The sequence below is a fragment of the Vibrio sp. S/42/10 genome (assembly GCF_029890535.1).
GTDB classification, from domain to species: domain Bacteria; phylum Pseudomonadota; class Gammaproteobacteria; order Enterobacterales; family Vibrionaceae; genus Vibrio; species Vibrio cyclitrophicus.
The window spans coordinates 260,767-281,317 of the sequence record NZ_JAKMZC010000005.1; the positions used below are offsets into that span (position 1 = coordinate 260,767).

A 20,551-nucleotide genomic window follows, 5' to 3' on the forward strand; every position below is an offset into this window, starting at 1 on the left:
CTCCATAGTAGAGAACCTGCCGATTATGTTCGATGCGAATGACTAAAGTTTGCTACTTAGTTCTATCTTTTAAGTCAGGCAAGGCTTTAGGGATTTTCAAGCGGTCGAAAATTGAACGAGAATTGCTTGAGTTTGATGTGTCACCGGGAAAATTACGTATGCCTTTCCACAAACGAGTAAATACGCTTTTATCTTCACGCCCTTGTTGGAGGGATTCACTATCTTCTAACCAACGTTTCTCTGTGCTCACTTTACCCAATTCTAACTGAGTGGTTTCAATGCGCAATTGACGATAGATAAAGGTTCTTAATGCAGCCCCATTACCTTGCTTAAGTAAACGACGTAATACCAACCAACTTGGTGTTGGACGGTCGCGATAATAACGCTTAAGGGTGAAGACAGAACCAATAAGAACAACCAAACCAGCAACCGCAAAAACAACAACGTTTATGTAGGCCTTTAAGAACGACTTTAGCGTGTGGCGCGCTTTAAAAACCTGACCTTCAATAACAGCACTTTCAAGACGCTGATTTTTGCTGTCCCACCACTGGAATGAAAATTCAGGCAAGGTAAACTCACCACCTTGTTGAATCACATAGACCGTTTCTTCAATTCGACTTGAACGGTAATCACCACGTTCTTGTGTATCATCTAAACGATTGGGTTGTGGGTAAGCTTGATACTGCAGCGTCGCTTCATTAGTCAATACATTCGGCAGCAAAACAGACAAGCTATCTTTCGCCTTTATTGTCACGGTACGAGTAATGGCATCACCCACTTTCAACTCTTCGCTTGAACGTTGCCATTTCTGATCAATATCCACATCTGTCGCAGAAAACCAAGGCGATTGTTCGCTTAGTAAACCAGAAGGTAGTGAGGCTTCGAACTTAATTGGCTGCGTGTATAGCGTGCCACCAACGTTTGATCCGTCAGGAGCGGAAACTTGAACACGAACAGGCAACCTAGGAATGACAAACTCACCCGATGTCATTGGATAGAGCGTCACTTCCCAGCGTTGACGTGACCATGTAGTACCATCCACTCGTTCCGTGTAATTCGTCGCAAGTTGGTTACGCTGCTTAGCAATCACATTAGGAATTTCTACGCCGCCAATTCGAGTTCCGCCCGTTAACCAGCGAGGTGTCGCAACCTCTATGTTCAAAATCACTTGCTCATTAACGCTCACTTTGGTCGGCGTTATTTTATAGCCAGGCTTCGGTTTCTCGCCTATCCAAGCGATCAATTCAACATCACCACTCTTTTGTAGATCGAAGATATCGGCAGCCGGAGCAACAGCGGAAAAAATGCAGCTCAACATAAGAGTAATAGGCAATAACCACTTACGGGTTCTGAATCGCACTCTCTTTGATTGAATGGCTTCAAGAGCTAAGTCATATCTACTCATTGGGTTTGCTCCTGTTTTGATGCCTGTTCCTGTTTTGGCGTCTGTTCGTTCGAAGGGGCAGGTTCTCGTAGCTGAATTTGGAATTTCGATTTCAAGAAGAACTTAGGGTCCGCTTCTACTCGTTTTAACCACTTGTCGGCAAGCTCTTGGCTACCCAAAATTTCATTGGCATTAAGCGTTTCCTTGAGCATCAATTCCGCTACAGTTTCTTCTTCAGCGCCATCACCCGTTCGCGGCTGATCATCATCTAACTCTAACGACTCCTCTGGACCATCTGTCGTTCCAGATTGACTTTCGCTGGTGCGATTGACTTCTTCGACAATACCGCCGATTACCGCTAAGTTATGCTCAACGTCAGGCCTTAATTCTGGTGAAAGGTCAGGCTTTTCACTCAGAGATTTGAGGAGATCTCGCGCGGCAAGATACTCACGTTGGCGAGCCAAAGCACTTGCGGCATTATACAAACCATAATCGGTTTTCATTTGTAAGAACGCGCTGTGCGCCAATTTAAAATCGCGAGCGTAATAGTAAGCAGCACCTTTTCTCATTGGGTCTTTAAAATGCTTGGCGGCTTCAAGGTATTCTTGTTGGTTCAATAAACGCTGCCCTTGTTGATCTGGAGTGAGCCATAAATCCCACCACCATTGAGCTGTTTTTTCCCAAACAGTAATAGATTCAGTAATCACAGGCTTCTCAGCCGTTAAACTGACTGTTTTTGCGAACGAGTGGGGAGAATAAAACGAACCAGTAACCAGTAAGCCGACGACACACCACTGCACCAACCACCCTTTTCGAAACCACAACAGCATGATAATAGCCATTGGAATCAGCAGACCGTATCCCATGTCTTTCCAAGGCATTGAAGATTCACCGTTAAGTTGCATGTTTCTCTCAACCGCACGGTTCAGTTGTTGGATATCAGAATCATCAACCGTCACCTCAACCAATCGCCCACCCGTTTTATTCGCTAAGTTACGCAATGAATCTAGGTCAACTGGGTTATCGCTCACTACATTACTGTTCCCTGCGGCTAAGATGAGCAACTGATACGGGTTGTCGTTAAAGAAGGCTTCGAAAGCTTGGGTTGTACTTGGGTTGACACCGTCTGATACCAACAACACTGACGAGCCTAGCTCACCAGACAATTGCTGATTGATAAGTGGCAGCGCTTCTTCTGCTGACTTACCTGATACCGGCATGATATCGGGTGTAATAGCCGCCAAAAACGGTTCAAACACCTTGCTGTCTTGAGTGACTGGCATCGCGACGTGCGCACTGCCAGCATAAACAACCAAACCTGTGTTACCACCTTTGCGAGCTGCAAGTAAGTCTCTAATTTTCTGTTTAGAGCGTTCCAAGCGACTCGGTGGTAAATCCTTAGCCAGCATGGAGTCACTGTTATCGAGCACCACTAACATTGACGCTTTGTCTTCACCAAAAGGCGAAGCTTCACGTTGCCATGTTGGGCCTGAACAAATAATGATGGCGATCGTCACAATCACCATCAATAATTTCAATGGTAATTGTTTGCGCCAGCCGGTTTCTCCAATGGTCAGCGCATCACGTAAGTGTACTGGAAGAATGTCTTTCCACGTTGGCTTAGTTTCTTCTCTCCAACGAATCAATAATAGGAAGAACATCGGAATGAAGGCCAATAACCACAATGGTCGAATAAAATGAAATTGGGTAAAAAACTGCTGTAGCATGAGAGAATCAGGCATCATCCTCTCCTTTCAAAGTTCCAGTTGAAGAAGCCAAAGGTGATCTTCGACGTATCGTCGCAACGCTGAAAGCCGTCAAATACATGACAACAACCATCGCCATCAAATAATGATGCAAACCTTGCTTAGGACGATAAGTGGTACTTTCATATAGCTGAGGCTCTAGTTCACCAATCTGAGCGTACGCTTTGGTCAGTTCGTCGCGGTTAAGCGCTTCAAAGGCTTCACCGCCAGACTCTTGAGCCACGCGCTTGATGGTTTCCATATCTAAAGCGACTTCACCAACGGTTTGCGGATCTCCCATGGCGATAACATGAATACGAACGCCTTTCGCCTTGGCCACTTTTGCGGCATCAATCGGCTCAACAAAACTTCCCGTATCATTACCATCGGTTAGCACGATCACGACCTTTTCTTTTTCGTTGGCATCAACACTTGAATCTTGAACTTCTGCACTTTGCTTTTCGCTTTGTTCAAACACCTTAATTGCCAAGCCAATTGCATCGCCTAAGTGAGTACTTTGCCCTGCCATTGCAACATCGGTTTGATTAAGTAGTTCAAGCCATACTTCTTGGTCAGCCGTAAAAGGTGTTTGTACAAACGCAGCATCACCAAACAAGATCAAGCCGAGCCGGTCACCTTTTCGGGTTTTCGCAAAATCAGCCAGCACTTCTTTAGTCGCGTCCAAACGTGAGATTTTATCACCATGCTTAGAGGTAAAGTCTTGCTCTGCCATTGAACCAGATAAATCAACCACCACCATCACGTCACGGCCTAGTTGCTCGCGAACTTGCGGCTCGCCTAAGACGGTTGGTTTGGCTAACGCGCAGACCACCAATACCCAAGTAATAATGAGCGTTGTTCGTTGCCACCAACTGGGTGTTAACTGGCTTGCCCCTTCAGATGGTGCTTCACCAATAGCCTCGACCAACTCTCGAAAAAATGGCACTTTGATAGCCATCTGTTTAGTTCGATAAGCTGGCACTGCAAAATAGACGAACAAAGGTAAAGGTAATGCAATAAACCATAATGGATGAACGAATTCAAAACTAGCGGATAAAGAATCAAACATTACCTTGTCCCCCAGTCGTCGTTTGTATCTCCGGCTTATGAAGTTTTAACCAAGTCATTGCGGTTTGAATGACCTCTAAACGCTGTTCAAAGCTCAAACGCACCTTAGGGTCTACTAGGCTTTGCATCCATAACTCCGAGACTTCATCAGAAAAAAGTGCACTGCTGCTTGTATTGGTGTTAGCGTCAACTGGCAGATAAGCATTCAAGCGACTCACGTAGGCTTGACCAAACAATTTTGCATTACTGCTGTCTAGGTAACGAAGCACCACTTTGAGCACTTTAAATGTGCGCTCGGTAGAGCTTTTGTCACGAGCATCTAACAACATCAATTCTTTGATGGCCTCTTTACGGTAACGATTCTTCCACCACCTCAATACCAAACGGTATGTCAGATAAAGAGTGGCCAATAACAAGATCACACCTAAGATCTTCCAACCAATTGTTTGGGGAGCCCAGCTTATGCTTTCAGGAATCGCTACATCGTGTAGGTCTCGTAAGATATAAGTGCTAGGAACTGTATGTTCAACAGACATTTAGCGTCCCCCCACCAGCTTTTGAAGCTTAGATATGTGAGTACCAGATGTATCTAGTTCTATATAAGGGAGGTTTTTCATCGCCATTAATTTGGCCAGTGATTGTTTTTGGAGTGCTGCTTTTTGGGACAGGCTTTCACTCGCAAGGTTAACCTTTGATTGGCTATCAAGATTGAGTTGAAAACGACCATCACCTACGACCCAGTTAGCATTCGCAAGATCTTGAGGCAAAGATTGTTCCAATGGATCGGTCACCATAATGGCTAAGATATCGTTGTGTTGTTGCATTTGCTTAAGTCGATCAAGATGTTGCTCTTGGCAATCTCGCCAATCACTAATAAATATTAAGGTCGACTGCTTTAATCTCATTCGTTTTATCAGTTCAATCCACTGACTAAACCCAACACCATCGCTGTCGCTGACATTCACTCCTAAGCTTTGATTTGCTTTTGATAAATGCTTGAGTTGCGCCAGTAAATCAGACTGTGAGCGCTGTGCTTTGGTGTGAAATAGCTTTTGGTGTGAGGCTAAAACAAAACCGACACGGTCACCATCTTTAAGCACTCGCCACCCGCATAACGCAGCCACTTCGGCAGCAACAACGGATTTCATGGTGTCTTGAGAGGCAAAGAACATCGAACTGCGCTGATCGACGCAGATCATCACATTGCGGTCCTTTTCTTCGGTGTAACTACGAACATGGGGTTTACCTGTTCGCATCGTGACTTTCCAATCCAGGTTACGAATATCATCACCGAGTTGGTAGTGTCGCAGCTCCTCGAAGTTCAGACCACGGCCACGGAACAGAGAATTATGTCTCCCCGACAGTACACTGCCCGCCTTAAGATGAGGCAACAGAGAAAACGACTCAGCTTGAGCCTGAATTCGCACTAGCCTTGAATAGTCACAGTACAATCGTGGATCAAGGCCTTGAGGTTTGGGAGCTTGTGTTGGCTTCGCCATGACGCCCCCTAGTTATCCGATCTCAACATTATCAAGCAGTTCTTCAACTACTCTTTGATGATCAACGCCATCGGCCAATGCGTCATAAGACAACGAGAATCGGTGGCCTAATACGGTCGGCAACATGGCACGCACATCATCTAACGTGACGTGGTCACGCCCTTGCAACCACGCATAAGCGCGAGCGCATTTATCCAATGAAATAGATGCACGAGGGCTTGAACCAATTTCAATCCATTTCGATAAGTCTGATTCTGGATAACGCTCAGGTTTTCGCGTTGCCATTACCAAAGCCACGATGTAGCTCTCAACTAAATCGGAAACTGCAATGTCTGGAAGTTGGCGACGAGCTTCAAGTACCAATTCAGGTTCAATATGCTGTGGTGTGACTAATTCTGAACTCGTCTCACTGCCTAACTCTTCGCTGCGAACAAGTCGGATGATGTCACGCTCCGCTTCGTCTTCTGGGTAGTCGACCGTCACCTTCATAATGAAACGGTCCATTTGCGCTTCTGGAAGCGGATACGTACCTTCTTGCTCAACTGGGTTTTGAGTCGCTAGAACCATGAATAAATCTGGCAGAATATGAGTTTGACCACCTATAGTAATCGTCCCCTCCGCCATCGCTTCAAGTAGAGCCGCTTGTACCTTAGCCGGCGCACGGTTAACTTCATCGGCTAAAACAATGCTATTGAATATAGGTCCCGGCTGGAAATGCAGTTGAGGTTTACCCTCTAGCTCTTGGTACACTTCCGTACCCGTTACGTCTGATGGCAGCAGATCAGGCGTAAACTGAATTCGACCAAAGCTTGTATTCAGTAAGTTCGCCAACGACTTCACTGAACGAGTTTTCGCGGTACCGGGAAGGCCCTCTAGAAGCACATGGCCATTGGTCAATAACCCGATCACTAGAGCACGTATGACGTGACTCTGACCGATGACACTTTTTTCTGTCTGTTCAATCAGTTGGTTTATTGCTTGTTGCGCATGGTTCATAGATCTTCCCTTAATTCAATCTGGCTGTGAACATCCTACTCACAAGCCCTATAACTATTAGTTATAAACGTGATAATTAGTTATAAGCACCATAATTTATGCGTGCCATAGACAAGTTTTTGCTAACCCTTTATTTCAGCTAAGCTTTCTACTGGCTCATCGCTATTTACTTACTAAGTGCTCTCAATTGGTTAATGGCTTCCGGTGGTGCCACCTTACTCAATGACGAAATACATTGTTCAAACGCTTTTACTACGCCTGGTTTCTGGTAATTTCGAGCCAAAATCTCACACTGTGCGTACAAATGTTGTGGGTTACGGCTAAATTGGTAAGCCTTATTCAATGACTTACTCGCAGCAAGTACATCAGACTTCTCTAAAGCCAAGCCGTACACATACCAATATTGTGGGTCGGTTTTTGCTGTTTCTGCCGCTTGTTTTAGGTAGTCGGTTGCTTTGTCGTAATCTTTCACACGAAGCAAAGATAAGCCTGCGCTGTATGGCAACACACTCGATTTTGGTTGCGCTTGAATACCTTGTTTCAATATCGCTAATGCCTTTGGTTCGTCACCAAGTGCACGATACAAGTCGGCCAAGTTGGCGTAGCTGTTTTCGAAGTAAGGTTCAATTTCGATAGCGCCTTGATAGAGCTCCATCGCTTTTTGATACTGCCCTAGATCTCGATAAACGTTACCTAAATTAGTACGACCAAAACCTCTGTCAGCATTGAAGCGTTGTATCTCGATGTACTCTTCTAATGCTGGCTTGATTTGATCTTTCTGCAGAGGATTCATTTCTCCCCAGTAACGCACTAATGCACCTGCGGTTTCTGAACGAATCGACAATACAGGGTCTTTCAATAGCGGCTCTAGAATCTGCCAACGGTCAGTAAATGGAAAACCAGATGAGCCTTGAACAACACCCAATCGAATCATTTCATCGTCATGTTTCACCGCTCTTGCCAATGAGATAAGTGTATTTTTGCCCGTGTTACCACCCAAACGCTCTAGGCTCGATGCTCTAATAATATTGCTTAAGCTGGAATCCTGAGCCGAATACGCCAAGGCATCTTCAGCCCCACTATGTCCAATTGAGTCAGCATAAAAGGCAACAGCAAAATGCTGCTGATTACGATACTTAGAATCTGGGAACAACTCACCAATTTGCTTATCGGCCCACTGGTCAGTTTGATCTTCATGACAACTGGTACACACGTTTGGTGTTTTAATGTGTTGGCTAATATCAGGACGCGGGATATGCCAACTGTGGTCACGCCTTGGATCGACCTCCATGAAAGTCGTCTCTGGCATGTGACAAGTCGTACATTGTGAAGCTTCGGTATTGGCTTCGTGGAATGTGTGCTTTTCAGGCGCGTATTCAGATGCAATGTGACATTGACCACATACGGCTTCTTCGGCAATTTTCAGTTCTGCAGTATGGGGATCGTGGCAGTTAGTACAAGTGACACCTTTCTCTGCCATCACTGATTGTAAAAAAGATCCGTAAACGTAATCTTCATCGTAGATTTGACCATCGTTATGGTAAAGCTCAGGGGTAATCAAGCTCAGACGATACTTATCAAAAAATGAACCGTTAACATGGTCGCCTGTTTCATTCAACTGAGTGCGTCGGCTGTGGCACTGAGCACAGGTTTGAACTTGATTGGTATGGATGATGTCTTTTGGTTGCAGGGTTGAGTTGCCCTCTTGATAGATCCACTCTTTCACCGACCTCGACAAGTCACGATCAAAACCATAATGCGCCGAAATCTGGGCATCTTTTCCACCTTTGGCTGTGGCTTGCTTGTTATTTGTTCGCTGAGCTTGTTCAACATGCTCACTCGCTGGCCCATGACACGCTTCACAACCGACATTAATCTCAGACCAAGTGGTGTTGTAAGTATTACTTGCGCTGTCGTAGTTCTTTTCTAGGTTTGTTGAATGGCAGTCAGCACACATGAAGTTCCAGTTCTGACCACTATTGGTCCAGTAGAATTCATCATTGTTGGTGGTATCTGGGTAGAGGTGAAACCAACGCTGACCGCCTTGTGCCTTTTCTCTTGAGTCCCAAGCAAAAGGAATCAATTGCACGCGACCATCCTCAAATTCAACCATGTACTGTTGTAGAGGTTCAAAGGCAAAGGTATAGCTGATTTTGTAATCTTTGAATTGGCCGTCTAGCCCTTCGATATTTACCCAGAACTCACCACCTTTGCGAAAAAAGCGATTGGGTTTCCCTTTGTGGGTAACGGTTTGATTATTGAAGTCGCCCAATACCGACTCGTCAGTAGCGTGCTTCATTGCCATATCATGATGAGAACCTTGCCATGCTTCCACTTCTGCGCTGTGGCAATCAACACAAGCATCAGAGCCTATATATGTAGCCTGAGAACTGAAAGGCGCTGCCTCTGAACCTGTAGCTGCTGAGCCAACTGACGAAATTAGCTCACTGGCATAGACATTAAGACTGACTATCAACAACATAAATAACGACAACATTCCGGATAATACTGCAACTCTCTGGTGTTTCAATCCGTTCACTAGTGAGCACAACCATGCAGACATAACATTCCTTGTTTTTATACATCCTTATGCTTAATAAGATAGACGTAAAAACACCTAAAATACAATTAATTAGTGTCTCGGGTATCGAATACTTGTGATTTGTATTTACATCGGTTAAGTGCCTATAAAAAAAGAGCTCCGGAGAGCTCTTTCAATCATAAATTTTCGCTTGTGAATATTTACTTTTGTAATAAGAGTTACTTGTTATGGTTCTCTTGCAGTTTCTCCATTACCTGATCCAAGCTAAAGCTTGCCGCTTTTTGGCGTGGTGGGTACTCGGCAAACGTTTCTAAGAACTCACCAACATACGCTTGTGCAGGAACGAACATATATGCATGGTCTAACAACCAGTCATAATAGGTATTCGATGTGATATCTGCATTTTCATATGGGTCCATGCGTAGGTTAAATAACTTAGGTAAACGTAACGTCACAAACGGTTCTGACCAAATCTGCATAGTGCCCGTTGCACGCTGCTCCATGAACACCGCTTTCCATTGGTTATAACGAAGCGCGGCCAAATCACCATCATCAGTAAAGTAGAAAACTTCAGAACGGCGACCTTTTTCTTCTTCACCTGTTAGGTAAGGAAGGAAGTTGTAACCATCTAAATGAACCTTAAATGTTTTATCACCCGCAGTGTGACCTTTCAGAAGTTTCTCTTTGATTTGATCATCGCCGGCAGCTGCAACAAAGGTCGGCATCCAGTCCATGTGATGCATAATTTCATTAGAAACCGTACCTGGTTCAATCTTACCTGGCCAACGAACCATTGCAGGTACACGATATGCACCTTCCCAGTTGGTGTTTTTCTCACCACGGAACGGTGTTGTACCCGCATCAGGCCAAGAGTTCATGTGTGGGCCGTTATCCGTTGAATAAAAAACAATGGTGTTGTCTTTGATACCCAGATCATCCACTTGTTTCAATAACTGACCTACATGTCTATCGTGCTCTACCATGCCGTCAGCATAGTTACCTACCCCTGTCACACCTTTGCTATCAGCTTTGACGTGTGTTCTAAAGTGCATACGCGTTGCATTCCACCAAACGAAGAATGGTTTATCGGCTTTCACCGCACGGTCCATAAAATCAAGCGCTGCATCGAGCGTTTCTTCATCGACAGTCTCCATACGCTTACGCGTTAGTGGGCCGGTGTCTTCAATCTTACCGTCAGCGAAAGATTTGATTACACCACGAGGGCCAAACTTCTTACGAAATTCTGGATCGGTTGGGTAATCTTCATTTTCTGGCTCTTCTTCAGCATTTAGGTGATAAAGGTTACCAAAAAATTCATCAAAACCGTGTGCTGTTGGAAGGAATTCATCTTTATCGCCAAGGTGGTTTTTACCAAATTGACCCGTCATGTAACCCATAGGTTTCAACATTTCTGCGATTGTCGCGTCTTCTGCTTGAAGGCCAATGTCTGCACCTGGTAAGCCTACTTTACTCAAACCTGTTCTTAATACACTTTGACCAGTAATGAACGTAGAGCGACCAGCTGTACAAGATTGCTCGGCATAGTAATCTGTGAACATCATGCCTTCTTTAGCGATACTATCGATATTCGGAGTTTTGTAACCCATTAAACCAAAGGTATATGCGCTGACATTAGATTGCCCAATATCGTCCCCCCAAATCACGAGAATATTCGGTTTTTCTGCTGCGAATGTGGTGGTGGAAGCCGCCATCATCGCCGTACCCAAAATCGCTAAACGACGTTTAACGCTATATTTCGCTGTCATAGAAACCTCTTCGTTAGTTATTTGCATCCTGCCTTACAACATATAGTCCATTTTTTTAACTCTCGCGACCTTGGTTAAACTATTAATATTTTTATCATTTTCATAACGAACAGTATGCGTAAACACGCGATAAAATGACGTAGAAAAACATGACGAAGATCACGCATAATATTCGAAGATAAATCGAGGTAAGCATATAAAACCAAATTGAATCATAAAGTTAGATCTGCTTCATAACAATTGGTTATAACCACTATAAAAAGACACCATCAGTTTTTGAGATTAATGTTTGCCCAACGATGTGTTGCTCTAACGCATTAATCTTAAAAGTGAATCGGAGTCCTTATGGGTACTAAAATTAATAAACTGGCATTAGGTGTTGGCTTATTAGCAGCTTCTTCAGCAGCAACCGCAGCAGAAAAGCCTAACATTCTTGCTATCTGGGGAGATGACATTGGTGTGTTCAACATCAGTGCATACAACAACGGAATGATGGGGTACGAAACCCCTAACATTGACCGTATTGCTAACGAAGGCGCACTATTTACTGACCACTACGGTCAACAATCGTGTACTGCTGGTCGTGCTGCATTCCTAACAGGCCAAGAACCTTTCCGTACTGGTCTATTGACTATCGGTATGCCAGGTTCAGACCACGGTATCCCAGATTGGGCTCCAACGATCGCAGACCTCCTCAAAGAACAAGGCTACATGACAGCTCAGTTCGGCAAAAACCACATGGGTGACCAAGACAAACACCTTCCAACGAACCACGGTTTTGACCAGTTCTTCGGTAACCTGTACCACCTGAATGCGGAAGAAGAGCCAGAGACATACTACTACCCTAAAGACCCTGAGTTCCGTAAAAACTTTGGCCCTCGTGGTGTAATCAAATCTACTGCCGATGGTAAAATTGAAGATACTGGTCCTATGACGCGTAAGCGTATGGAGCATGCGGATGAAGAGTTCCTAGAGGAATCTCTAGCGTTCATGGAAAAGGCAGTGAAAGCTGACAAACCATTTTTCATCTGGCACAACACAACACGTATGCACGTGTGGACTCGTCTACAAGAAAAATACCAAGGCGCATCGGGTATCAGCATTTACGCTGATGGCATGTTAGAGCACGATGACCAAGTGGGCGTACTACTAGATAAGCTTGATGAATTGAAGATCGCAGACAATACGATCGTAATCTACTCAACAGATAACGGTGCAGAAACTGTATCTTGGCCTGATGGTGGTGCGACTTACTTCCACGGTGAGAAAGGTACAACTTACGAAGGTGGTATGCGTGTTCCTCAGCTCGTTCGCTGGCCTGGTACAATCAAACCGGGATCTAAGATCAACGACATCATGGGTCACCAAGACTGGATTCCTACTCTACTAGCAGCAGCTGGTGATGATAAAGTGGTTGAAAAGCTAGCGTCTGACAAAGGTGCAACTTACAACGGTAAGAACTGGCGTGTACACCTAGATGGGTACAACTTCCTACCTTACTTCCAAGGTAAAGAAGAGAAAGGCCCTCGCGACAGCATGCTTTACTTCTCTGCTAACGCTGAGCTAAACGCTGTACGTTGGAATGACTTCAAGATTTCATTTGCGGTACTAGAAGGTAACATTGTTGATGCAGTACGTTTCCAAACGAACTGGCCTCAAGTTGTTCACCTACGTGCAGACCCATTCGAGAAAGCACCACACGAATCTGGCATGTACTTACGCTGGATGGCAGACAACATGTGGCTATTCGTACCAGTAGGCGGCAAAGTACAAGAGTTCATGAACACGCTACCTGACTACCCAATGCAACAAAGCCAAGTATTGAACCCTGGTAACTTCAACCAGAACGTTTACATGCTTCAGGGTAAGCTTCAACAACTAGAAGCGGCTGCATCGCAAGCTAAGTAACCAATTAGCTAACGCTACGAAAGTAAACAAAGCCGTGATAAATCACATTTATTACGGCTTTCTTGTTTCAAAAATAAAGCATATATCTGCCATAATATGACGAATGACTTTATCGAGATTCAGCGTGTTTGTTGGATGATAATTACCCACATTGGTCTTTAGTTATCTCGATATATGACCGTTGCGTTAAGATTTCGCAAATTTTTTTAAAACACTATGACATGACTTGAAATACATACATTTGCATGCGATTGTAATTCATCTAACCATAACAACAACTGTGTGATTATGAAGACAATCCAAAGTATAGCCCTACTTTCAGCTATCGTTGCTGCACCCGCAGCATTGGCTGATGTAACCATTAAAATCCCTTCTAGCGCAGATGCCTTAGTTGACGTCGTAGCAGTTAACGAGGCTAAGCCTGACCTTGAGGGTGGTTTTTTCTCTTCAAGCAAAACAATAACCGTTCCAGACGGTGTAAACCAAATCGTTTTCCAATATCAGCTTGCTTTTAGTCAAGGTAACGATCGTGAGTTTGTCGATAGCGACGTCATAATTGCAACTTTTGATGCAGCAGACACTACATTGACGTTTGAAATGCCTAAATTCCGTAATGTATCGGAAGCGAAAAAAGGCTTTAATAACCTTGATTGGAAACTGATTGATGAGAACCAAAATGTAATCAGTGTTAATCAAGATAAGCTAATCAAAGATGGAATGCAGATTGGTCGTAAATATCCTCAAGAAGCGAAAGAATACAACCAGAAAGGCGGTATTGCTGCATTAACTATGGGTACATCAGCAGTTGCAACAGCAGCGGTTGTACAACCTGTCACTCTACCAGCAAAGATTGATGCGAACGCGGCGAATACTGCGGAAGAAATGCTGTATTTCTGGTACGAGAAAGCCGATGCTGAAACCAAGCAGAAATTCAAAGATTACGTGAACAAATAGATTTATTCTGCTCACTTTAAAGCAAGAAGCTGACATCAAGTCAGCTTCTTTTCTATCTCTAGGATTATTTCATAAGAAAGGGAAAGGTTATTCCGAATTCATAGGTTAAGCCTCATCTATTGCGATTTCCCATCCACCTTAGCTGGCCAACCCAAACCTTTATACTCAGCAGCCAACAAATAGGCACAACGACTCGAAATCGTTGTTCTAATCCAGTCACCGACCCCATACACTTTGTATTCCAAAACAGCCATTTTCATAACAGTACTACTCACTCAATTTTAAATTTATAAATCTTGAGTTAACGTTACCGATTTCCGTGATTCATGTATGTTCCTAAAGGAACAAAAGTTGAGGATTTAGCCACAAATAGCCGCCTATTTGAGTCTTTTCTCGAGAAATAAGTATTTTAATTATAATGCGTTCATCGTCGATATAGGGTCGCGGATCATTAAATTCATTGGTGAAATACGTTCGTACAAACCTTCAAAATCTGAGATGGACACCTTACCTCTTTGTATCGTCACTAGACCTTGTTGTTCGATACTTTTTAACACCTCATTTAACCTCGGCCTTGATATACCAGTAATGGTACTCAATTGGGTTTGCGAAATATTGATACTCACCTTTGCCCCTGTAACATTTGTCTGGCGAGCAGCGAGCTCTAAAAGGACATAAATCGTTTTTTGCTCTTTTTCATGGATGGAAGATAAGAAAGCCTGCATCCAGATAGATTGCGATTTAACTCCACAATGGAGTAGCCATTTGAAGACCATGCATTTCTTTTCAGCGAGCTCCAATACCTTGTCCGCGGGGAAAAATACCATGGTAATCGGCTCAACTTCTTCTGCGACAGCAAATAAATTGTAGTTCGCATGAATGGTCAAAGCGCCGATCCAATCGCCTTTACCTATCACACCACCCGACAAGCTTTTCATGTTTTCAGTTGAAAAGCAGATACCCGCTGAGCCTTTAAGAATATAAAAGACCCCCGGTAAATTTTGGAATTTTTTCGTAATCTCCAAGCTATGAACACCCGTTTTGAAGAGCGCAATCTCGAGCAAGCTGTGGATCAAATCTTGTGACAAATCACATGGCCACTGTATTTGTTCGCCTATTTTAGGGTGTAACAACGATTAACTCCTTGTCTAACAATATCTGCATGAGTGCAACGCATCTCACTGAACCTTTTCTAAATGTAGTCTAATACTGCTAACACCCAACAATTATTTATCAAAAAAGTTATATTTTTTAGTACTTTAAGATAATAGCGTAGCTTACAAGCTGTAAGTGAACAATTTGTCTCGTTAAGAGGCGACTGAATTTCCAGTCATGGAGTCATAATGCTCAGACCATTGAACTTCTTTGATTAAACAGCCCATTTGCTAGGTACTCGGTTTGACTAATCCTCCCCCCTTTAAAGAACCAATTTGGTGGTTTCTGGAAACATCAAAGCCAGCCCAAATAAAACGACCAGTCATTGCCAGTCGTTGGGCAATTCAAATAGTGAAACGTTGGATACTAGCTAACATCATTCTAGGCAATATAGGCTAATACGACATCGCGATATTGCTGTTTCAACGACTCTTCAATAAAGCTCGCGTCAATTGCATTCAAGCTAAACTGGGCCAACTCTTTATGTGTAAGCGTATGAGCATTGTTTACTGCGTTAAAGTTATCCGACATATAACCACCAAAGTACGCAGGATCATCCGAATTAATCGTAACGGAAACGCCCTTTCTTAGTAGATCAACAATATTGTGGTCTTCCATTACATCAAACACTCGTAGTTTAATGTTAGACAATGGACACACGGTCAGCGGCATTTTAGTCTTAATCAATTCCGATATTAACGCTTCGTCTCTCATGCACTGCACGCCATGGTCTACTCGGCTAACACTGAGCATTTCAATAGCGTCGACAATGTTCTGTGCGGGGCCTTCTTCACCAGCATGAGCCACTGTTAGAAAGCCCGCTTGTTTGGCTTGTTCGAATACGCGTTTGAATTTCTCTGGCGGATGCCCGAGTTCTGAGGAGTCTAATCCAACCCCAATAATTTTGTCTTGGTGCTTGAGAATATCAGCAAACGTTTGAATAGCGCTCTCTTCAGATAAATGTCGTAAGAAACAAGCTATGATTTGAGAAGTAATCCCTAATTCTTTCTGACCACGTTTGAGCGCACGATAAATACCATTAATCACAGTATCAAAAGCAATTCCACGATCGGTATGAGTTTGAGGATCAAAGAAAATTTCAGTATGAATAACATTGTCAGCTATAGAGCGTTCTAGGTAAGCCCATGTTAAATCGTAGAAATCCTGTTCTGTGCGCAGTGCATCAGCACCTTGATAGTAAATATCGAGAAACGACTGCAAATCATCAAATTCGTATGCGAGTCTTAACTGCTCTGGAGATGAATAAGGCAAATCTATGCCATTACGTTGAGCGAGTTTAAACAGTAATTCAGGTTCGAGTGAACCTTCAATGTGTAAATGCAACTCTACTTTTGGAAGCCCTTGAATAAATGCGTTCATATTCCACCTACTATGGATTTTAGGTGTGCACTTACTCTGAGTAATAGACAGGATATTTTTGAACGCCATTACAAAGAGTAAGAACACAATTGTGATCTAAACCCTTCGTAATCAGCACTTTTCGGGAGCTGGTAGAGACCCCCAAACCATATCATTGGGGTTATACGAAGCAAACGATTGCTACTATACCAAATTAAGCTGCGATGAAAAGGTTTAACGAGTGACGAACCGAATGAAACCGCTTTGAACAAAACCAATCACCAGCTCACTATCAACGATAATCATGCCTAATTCTCGACATCAAAAGCATTTCAACGTATTTCCCACCTTTGAATGTACTAAGCTTTTTGGTTCCTTCTAATTGAAAACCAACGCTTTCATATAAAGTAGTCGCACCGTGATTATCGGCATGAACTTCTAATTCAAGTCGAACGAGGTTAAGCCAATTATCGGCCTGATTGATCGCTTCTTGCATTAAGACCTTGCCGACCCCTTTGCCTTGCATATCCGGATTGACCGCTATCGCAAGGCCTGCACAATGTCTGTCTCTCACTTTGGTGGTCATGAATAAAGTGATGTGGCCCACGACTTTTCCGGACACTTCAGCAACCAAAGTAAAATGGTCAGAATGCCCAAACAATCTCTCAACTTGATCAGAACTAAGAAAAGGCTTCTGTGATGTATTCTCAGAGACTGAAGGGTGACGATAAATATCAAAAATATCTTGGTAATCTGTTAATTCGAGGTGTCTAATTTGTATTTCCAAAGCGCTTCCTTGTTATCTGATCCTATATTCTCGCTGATTTTTATATTACGGATAGCGATAAGCACCTACAACCTTAAATATGATAAGTGCTAAAAATAACTGAACAAATAATAAAGTTAAATCTTAACGCTAGTTTGGCTGACTTTTGGTTAGGTATGACCGTTAAAATTTGTAGTCGATACCAACACTCGCTAACACTTGTTCAGAATTGTAAAAGTCGATGTTAGAGTCAATGGTTCTTAGGCCAAGTAACGTAATAAACGACCAACCATCATATCCCATAAAACCACTCAACTCGTAAGCTAAAAAAGCACCGTATTCATTCTCTTTACGCATTTTTCCATAAAGAGGGTTTACTTCATCGTACTGACGATCATGTGCGTCTAACGTGACGACGAAACCATGACGACCCATTCTTTTTGCGTAATTAAGTTCTACGCCGTAGCTATCAAAACTGATCGCGTCTCCTTTCGCATCTGAACTAAAGTAAACCATAGAAGGGACTAGTAACCCAACTTGGTCCGGCAATATAAAGCGGTATCCGGCCTTTGCGTACAAATAGGTTCTTTCCCTATCTAACAAGGCTGCGTCTTGGGCAGATAAGTTTTGAGTTCCCGACAGTTCATCGTCAACATCAGATTCACCAATTGCAAGATCCGCTTGAAAACCGGTGCCTCCAACGCTCGTCAATTGCAGTCGTCCCACATTACCTTTTACGTCCGTTTCGTTTCGATTAACGCCAACCGCGTACGGATCAGCCCAAGCTTTACCCGAGATAAACGTAGGGAGCACCGAGAAGTCGATAATGGTGCCACCAGAGAACTGATGTCGATAACCAATCTCAAACGCTATTGTACCTGTCGCAATATCCTCTCGAGTAGTTCCCGTATAAACTTGGTGGTTCAACGATTCCCCAAAGGTGTATTGAACCGTTCCGAGAAAGCCGAGAAGCCCCTGGTTTTCACTACTCCCTTCTTTCGTGTTGTTTGCTTGAATAGAATCTTGCTCGGTACTCAGGTTACTGCTATCTGAATAAGAACCAGCCAAAATACTAAAGTTTCCGCTGAAACCATCGCTTGGAGCAAGTCCACTATATGCAGGCGTCGAAGCAAATGCCGTAAACACGACTGGTAAAAATAACCTCATATTCACATCCGTTAATTGAATAATCACCAATTAACTATAAGTAATAAAATGGAATTATAACAATTATTTAGCCAGCGAAATTATGTGTTTGATGGCGCTACCAATCTAAATAAGCCACTTAAACGTGCAATAAATTGATCTATCGCTTTTGAGCTCTCGTAATACATCTCGGAAATAACAGATAAACTCAAAGGACTAAAATATGTTTAATAAATTAAGCAAGACTCTGTCAGTACTAGTTGCAACACTCCTTTTCACCACATTTGCTCACGCTAATCACCACGGAATGAAGAAAGACATCGTGGACGTAGCGGCTGAAAACGGTTCATTCAACACTTTAGTGGCGGCAGTAAAAGCAGCAGGTTTAGTGGAAACTTTGAAAGGTGATGGCCCCTTTACTGTATTTGCACCCACAGATGAGGCGTTCGCGGCACTTCCTGAAGGAACAGTTGATATGCTCCTGATGCCAGAAAATAAAGATAAGTTGGTTGCAGTACTGACCTATCACGTAGTCGCGGGGAAAGTGATGGCTGCCGATGTGATAAAAATAGACAGTGCTGATACGGTTCAAGGACAAGCTGTTATGGTCAGTGTCAGTGATGGCACTGTTATGATTAACAACGCTAAAGTAATTACAGCCGACGTCAAGGCAAGCAACGGTGTTATCCATGTAATTGATACTGTATTACTTCCTAAATAGTGCAGTTGAAATTCTTTTAACAAATTCAAATTGAATTTTGTTTAGGGTGTGACAAGTTCACACCCTTTTATTTGCCTGTTTCAAATCAAATTAGGTCTTCGTTACACAAACAGTCGACCGAATATTAGAAATGCCGCCATAGACACTACTTTTGTAAATACCACCACCCAAATGCAGTCACCAATACTCGCATGCGTCGCCTTCCCAAGCAGGAAGACAAACAGAATCACCCCCAAAACCCAGCCAACAGTCGGAATCAGTGATACCAAAGCAACGATAACGGCAATAACAAGAAGAGATTTAAAGTCAGCCACGACAAAAGACATCTTTGACGCAATATACATACAACATGTTGTCATTAATGCATCCATTACAAACGATAACGCTTCTATTCCCACTTCAATTCCTTCGCTCAAATAAATCAGCTTGCATACTATCTGCAACTACAAAAAAGGGTTTTAGATTATTGTCAATAACATCATCAACAGACGTATCAAACATGAGATTAGAATTAAATTTAAAATTTGAATTGACGTTGAAATCCAGATTTACATCACTTTAGCGATTTGACGAGCCCAAGCACTCAATCTAATTTATTTGTCTTGGCGTCATCGAACCCCTTAACGAGAGTGTCAGAGCGAACTTTATTGGCTTGTTGATAGGCATCAAAAGAATCATCTCCTGATTTTCCAAAGAAGAGTAGATATAAATTAATGACAAAAGAAAAGAACGAGATAACAACAATAAAGAGCGGAAATAATCCAGTAACACCCACTTTTAATGACAGTATACCGGCGGTAAAAGACAGAAGTGAAATTAGGACGACTATTATAGTTCTACGTCGAGTAATCATTCGTCACGCTCCCAGTGATCATTGTGGGATTAGAGTAGATCAACTCAAACGCACACAATTTGAACTCGTCGACACTCTGAATAATCTATCCGTATTAATTTGTTCTGGTGATAACTTAAGTTACTATCGCTCAGTTTATTAAGTGCCTTTCTCCATGACATAATTCGTCAGTTTTACGCCACGCATTTCAACTTCCTGCTCATTAACGACTTTAAAACCAAGGTGTTCATAGAAAGGCCTTGCGGTAATACTTACTTCAGAGAAATACCGCGATACACCACGAACACGACCAACAGCAAGAACATGTTCCATTAGCGCTCTTCCAACACCTTTACCCTGGCATTCATGATGACAGAAGAAATGATCAATCAAGCCATTGGGTTGCAGGTCAGTATAACCAACAACGCAACCATCTAGCTCAGCCACAAAAGGTAGTAACTCGTTCATGCGCTTTTGCCAAAGCTCAGAATCAAAACCGTTTGGGGCCCAAGCCTCTACTTGCTGCTGAGAATAATCTCGAACATTAATGTTACGAACAGTATGAAAGTAAATCTCCCACAACGCCTTAGCATCACTGGTTTGGTAATTTCGGATTCTAACCACGACATAGTCCTTTCATGTATTTAGCGTATTGGACAGGTGACGTATTGTCCCTAGGTTCTCTCTGAATGAGTCGACTTTAGAACAAA

At 43.1% G+C, this 20,551-nt stretch carries 17 protein-coding genes and 1 riboswitch; of the genes, 3 read left to right on the top strand and 14 right to left on the bottom strand.

Going from position 1 to position 20,551, the window contains the following annotated elements; genetic code table 11:
• Positions 1-52: 52 nt before the first annotated feature.
• The 8 genes from L8S15_RS08385 to L8S15_RS08420 form a co-directional block, all read right to left on the bottom strand.
• Positions 53-1,405, bottom strand: coding sequence for a BatD family protein (locus L8S15_RS08385; protein ID WP_102313301.1), 1,353 nt, complete (start codon positions 1,403-1,405; stop codon positions 53-55).
• Positions 1,402-3,126 (bottom strand): VWA domain-containing protein, encoded by a 1,725-nt coding sequence (locus L8S15_RS08390; protein WP_102313302.1) that lies wholly within the window; start codon positions 3,124-3,126, stop codon positions 1,402-1,404. The genes L8S15_RS08385 and L8S15_RS08390 overlap by 4 nt, the downstream gene beginning before the upstream one ends.
• Positions 3,119-4,198: a VWA domain-containing protein gene (locus tag L8S15_RS08395; RefSeq protein WP_010429266.1), complete on the bottom strand. Its 1,080-nt coding sequence runs from the start codon at positions 4,196-4,198 to the stop codon at positions 3,119-3,121. The genes L8S15_RS08390 and L8S15_RS08395 overlap by 8 nt, the downstream gene beginning before the upstream one ends.
• The gene (locus tag L8S15_RS08400; RefSeq protein WP_102313303.1) at positions 4,191-4,733 is read right to left on the bottom strand and encodes a DUF4381 domain-containing protein; all 543 of its coding nucleotides are present in this window, start codon (positions 4,731-4,733) and stop codon (positions 4,191-4,193) included. Before L8S15_RS08400 ends, L8S15_RS08395 begins: the two co-directional genes overlap by 8 nt.
• Positions 4,734-5,696, bottom strand: coding sequence for a DUF58 domain-containing protein (locus L8S15_RS08405; protein WP_102313304.1), 963 nt, complete (start codon positions 5,694-5,696; stop codon positions 4,734-4,736). It lies immediately after the preceding gene.
• Between the two features lie 12 nt (positions 5,697-5,708).
• Positions 5,709-6,692, bottom strand: coding sequence for a MoxR family ATPase (locus L8S15_RS08410; protein ID WP_102313305.1), 984 nt, complete (start codon positions 6,690-6,692; stop codon positions 5,709-5,711).
• A gap of 166 nt (positions 6,693-6,858) precedes the next feature.
• Positions 6,859-9,255: a tetratricopeptide repeat protein gene (locus L8S15_RS08415; protein ID WP_280572586.1), complete on the bottom strand. Its 2,397-nt coding sequence runs from the start codon at positions 9,253-9,255 to the stop codon at positions 6,859-6,861.
• Between the two features lie 197 nt (positions 9,256-9,452).
• A complete protein-coding gene (locus L8S15_RS08420; protein WP_029203631.1) occupies positions 9,453-11,000 on the bottom strand; it encodes an arylsulfatase in 1,548 nt (515 codons plus the stop codon).
• Positions 11,001-11,345: 345 nt separating this feature from the next.
• Here L8S15_RS08420 and L8S15_RS08425 point away from each other — a divergent pair, with 345 nt between their 5' ends.
• Together L8S15_RS08425 and L8S15_RS08430 are read left to right on the top strand one after the other, a co-directional pair.
• Complete coding sequence (locus L8S15_RS08425) at positions 11,346-12,908, top strand: arylsulfatase (RefSeq protein ID WP_010429253.1); 1,563 nt, start codon at positions 11,346-11,348, stop codon at positions 12,906-12,908.
• A gap of 288 nt (positions 12,909-13,196) precedes the next feature.
• Positions 13,197-13,862, top strand: coding sequence for a DUF2057 family protein (locus tag L8S15_RS08430; RefSeq protein WP_016766795.1), 666 nt, complete (start codon positions 13,197-13,199; stop codon positions 13,860-13,862).
• A gap of 413 nt (positions 13,863-14,275) precedes the next feature.
• Here the strand turns inward: L8S15_RS08430 and L8S15_RS08435 are convergent, their stop codons facing one another.
• The 4 genes from L8S15_RS08435 to L8S15_RS08450 all read right to left on the bottom strand — a co-directional run bounded on the left by L8S15_RS08435 (position 14,276) and on the right by L8S15_RS08450 (position 18,309).
• On the bottom strand, positions 14,276-14,995 hold the full coding sequence (locus L8S15_RS08435; RefSeq protein WP_280572592.1) for a Crp/Fnr family transcriptional regulator: 720 nt from the start codon (positions 14,993-14,995) through the stop codon (positions 14,276-14,278).
• A gap of 403 nt (positions 14,996-15,398) precedes the next feature.
• Positions 15,399-16,397 carry an adenosine deaminase gene (locus tag L8S15_RS08440; protein WP_016797973.1) on the bottom strand — a complete coding sequence of 333 codons (999 nt, stop codon included), beginning with the start codon at positions 16,395-16,397 and terminating at the stop codon, positions 15,399-15,401.
• Positions 16,398-16,485: 88 nt separating this feature from the next.
• Positions 16,486-16,585, bottom strand: a riboswitch (purine riboswitch).
• Positions 16,586-16,668: 83 nt separating this feature from the next.
• Positions 16,669-17,163, bottom strand: a complete 495-nt coding sequence (locus L8S15_RS08445) for a GNAT family N-acetyltransferase (RefSeq protein WP_280572595.1) — start codon at positions 17,161-17,163, stop codon at positions 16,669-16,671.
• A gap of 162 nt (positions 17,164-17,325) precedes the next feature.
• Positions 17,326-18,309, bottom strand: a complete 984-nt coding sequence (locus L8S15_RS08450; protein ID WP_280572597.1) for a DUF2860 family protein — start codon at positions 18,307-18,309, stop codon at positions 17,326-17,328.
• A gap of 202 nt (positions 18,310-18,511) precedes the next feature.
• On the opposite strand from L8S15_RS08450, the gene L8S15_RS08455 reads away from it, so the two are divergent.
• On the top strand, positions 18,512-19,009 hold the full coding sequence (locus L8S15_RS08455; protein WP_010429233.1) for a fasciclin domain-containing protein: 498 nt from the start codon (positions 18,512-18,514) through the stop codon (positions 19,007-19,009).
• A gap of 101 nt (positions 19,010-19,110) precedes the next feature.
• Here the strand turns inward: L8S15_RS08455 and L8S15_RS08460 are convergent, their stop codons facing one another.
• The gene (locus tag L8S15_RS08460) at positions 19,111-19,407 is read right to left on the bottom strand and encodes a hypothetical protein (protein WP_280572684.1); all 297 of its coding nucleotides are present in this window, start codon (positions 19,405-19,407) and stop codon (positions 19,111-19,113) included.
• A gap of 593 nt (positions 19,408-20,000) precedes the next feature.
• Positions 20,001-20,465 (bottom strand): GNAT family N-acetyltransferase, encoded by a 465-nt coding sequence (locus L8S15_RS08465; protein ID WP_280572601.1) that lies wholly within the window; start codon positions 20,463-20,465, stop codon positions 20,001-20,003.
• Positions 20,466-20,551: the final 86 nt, after the last annotated feature.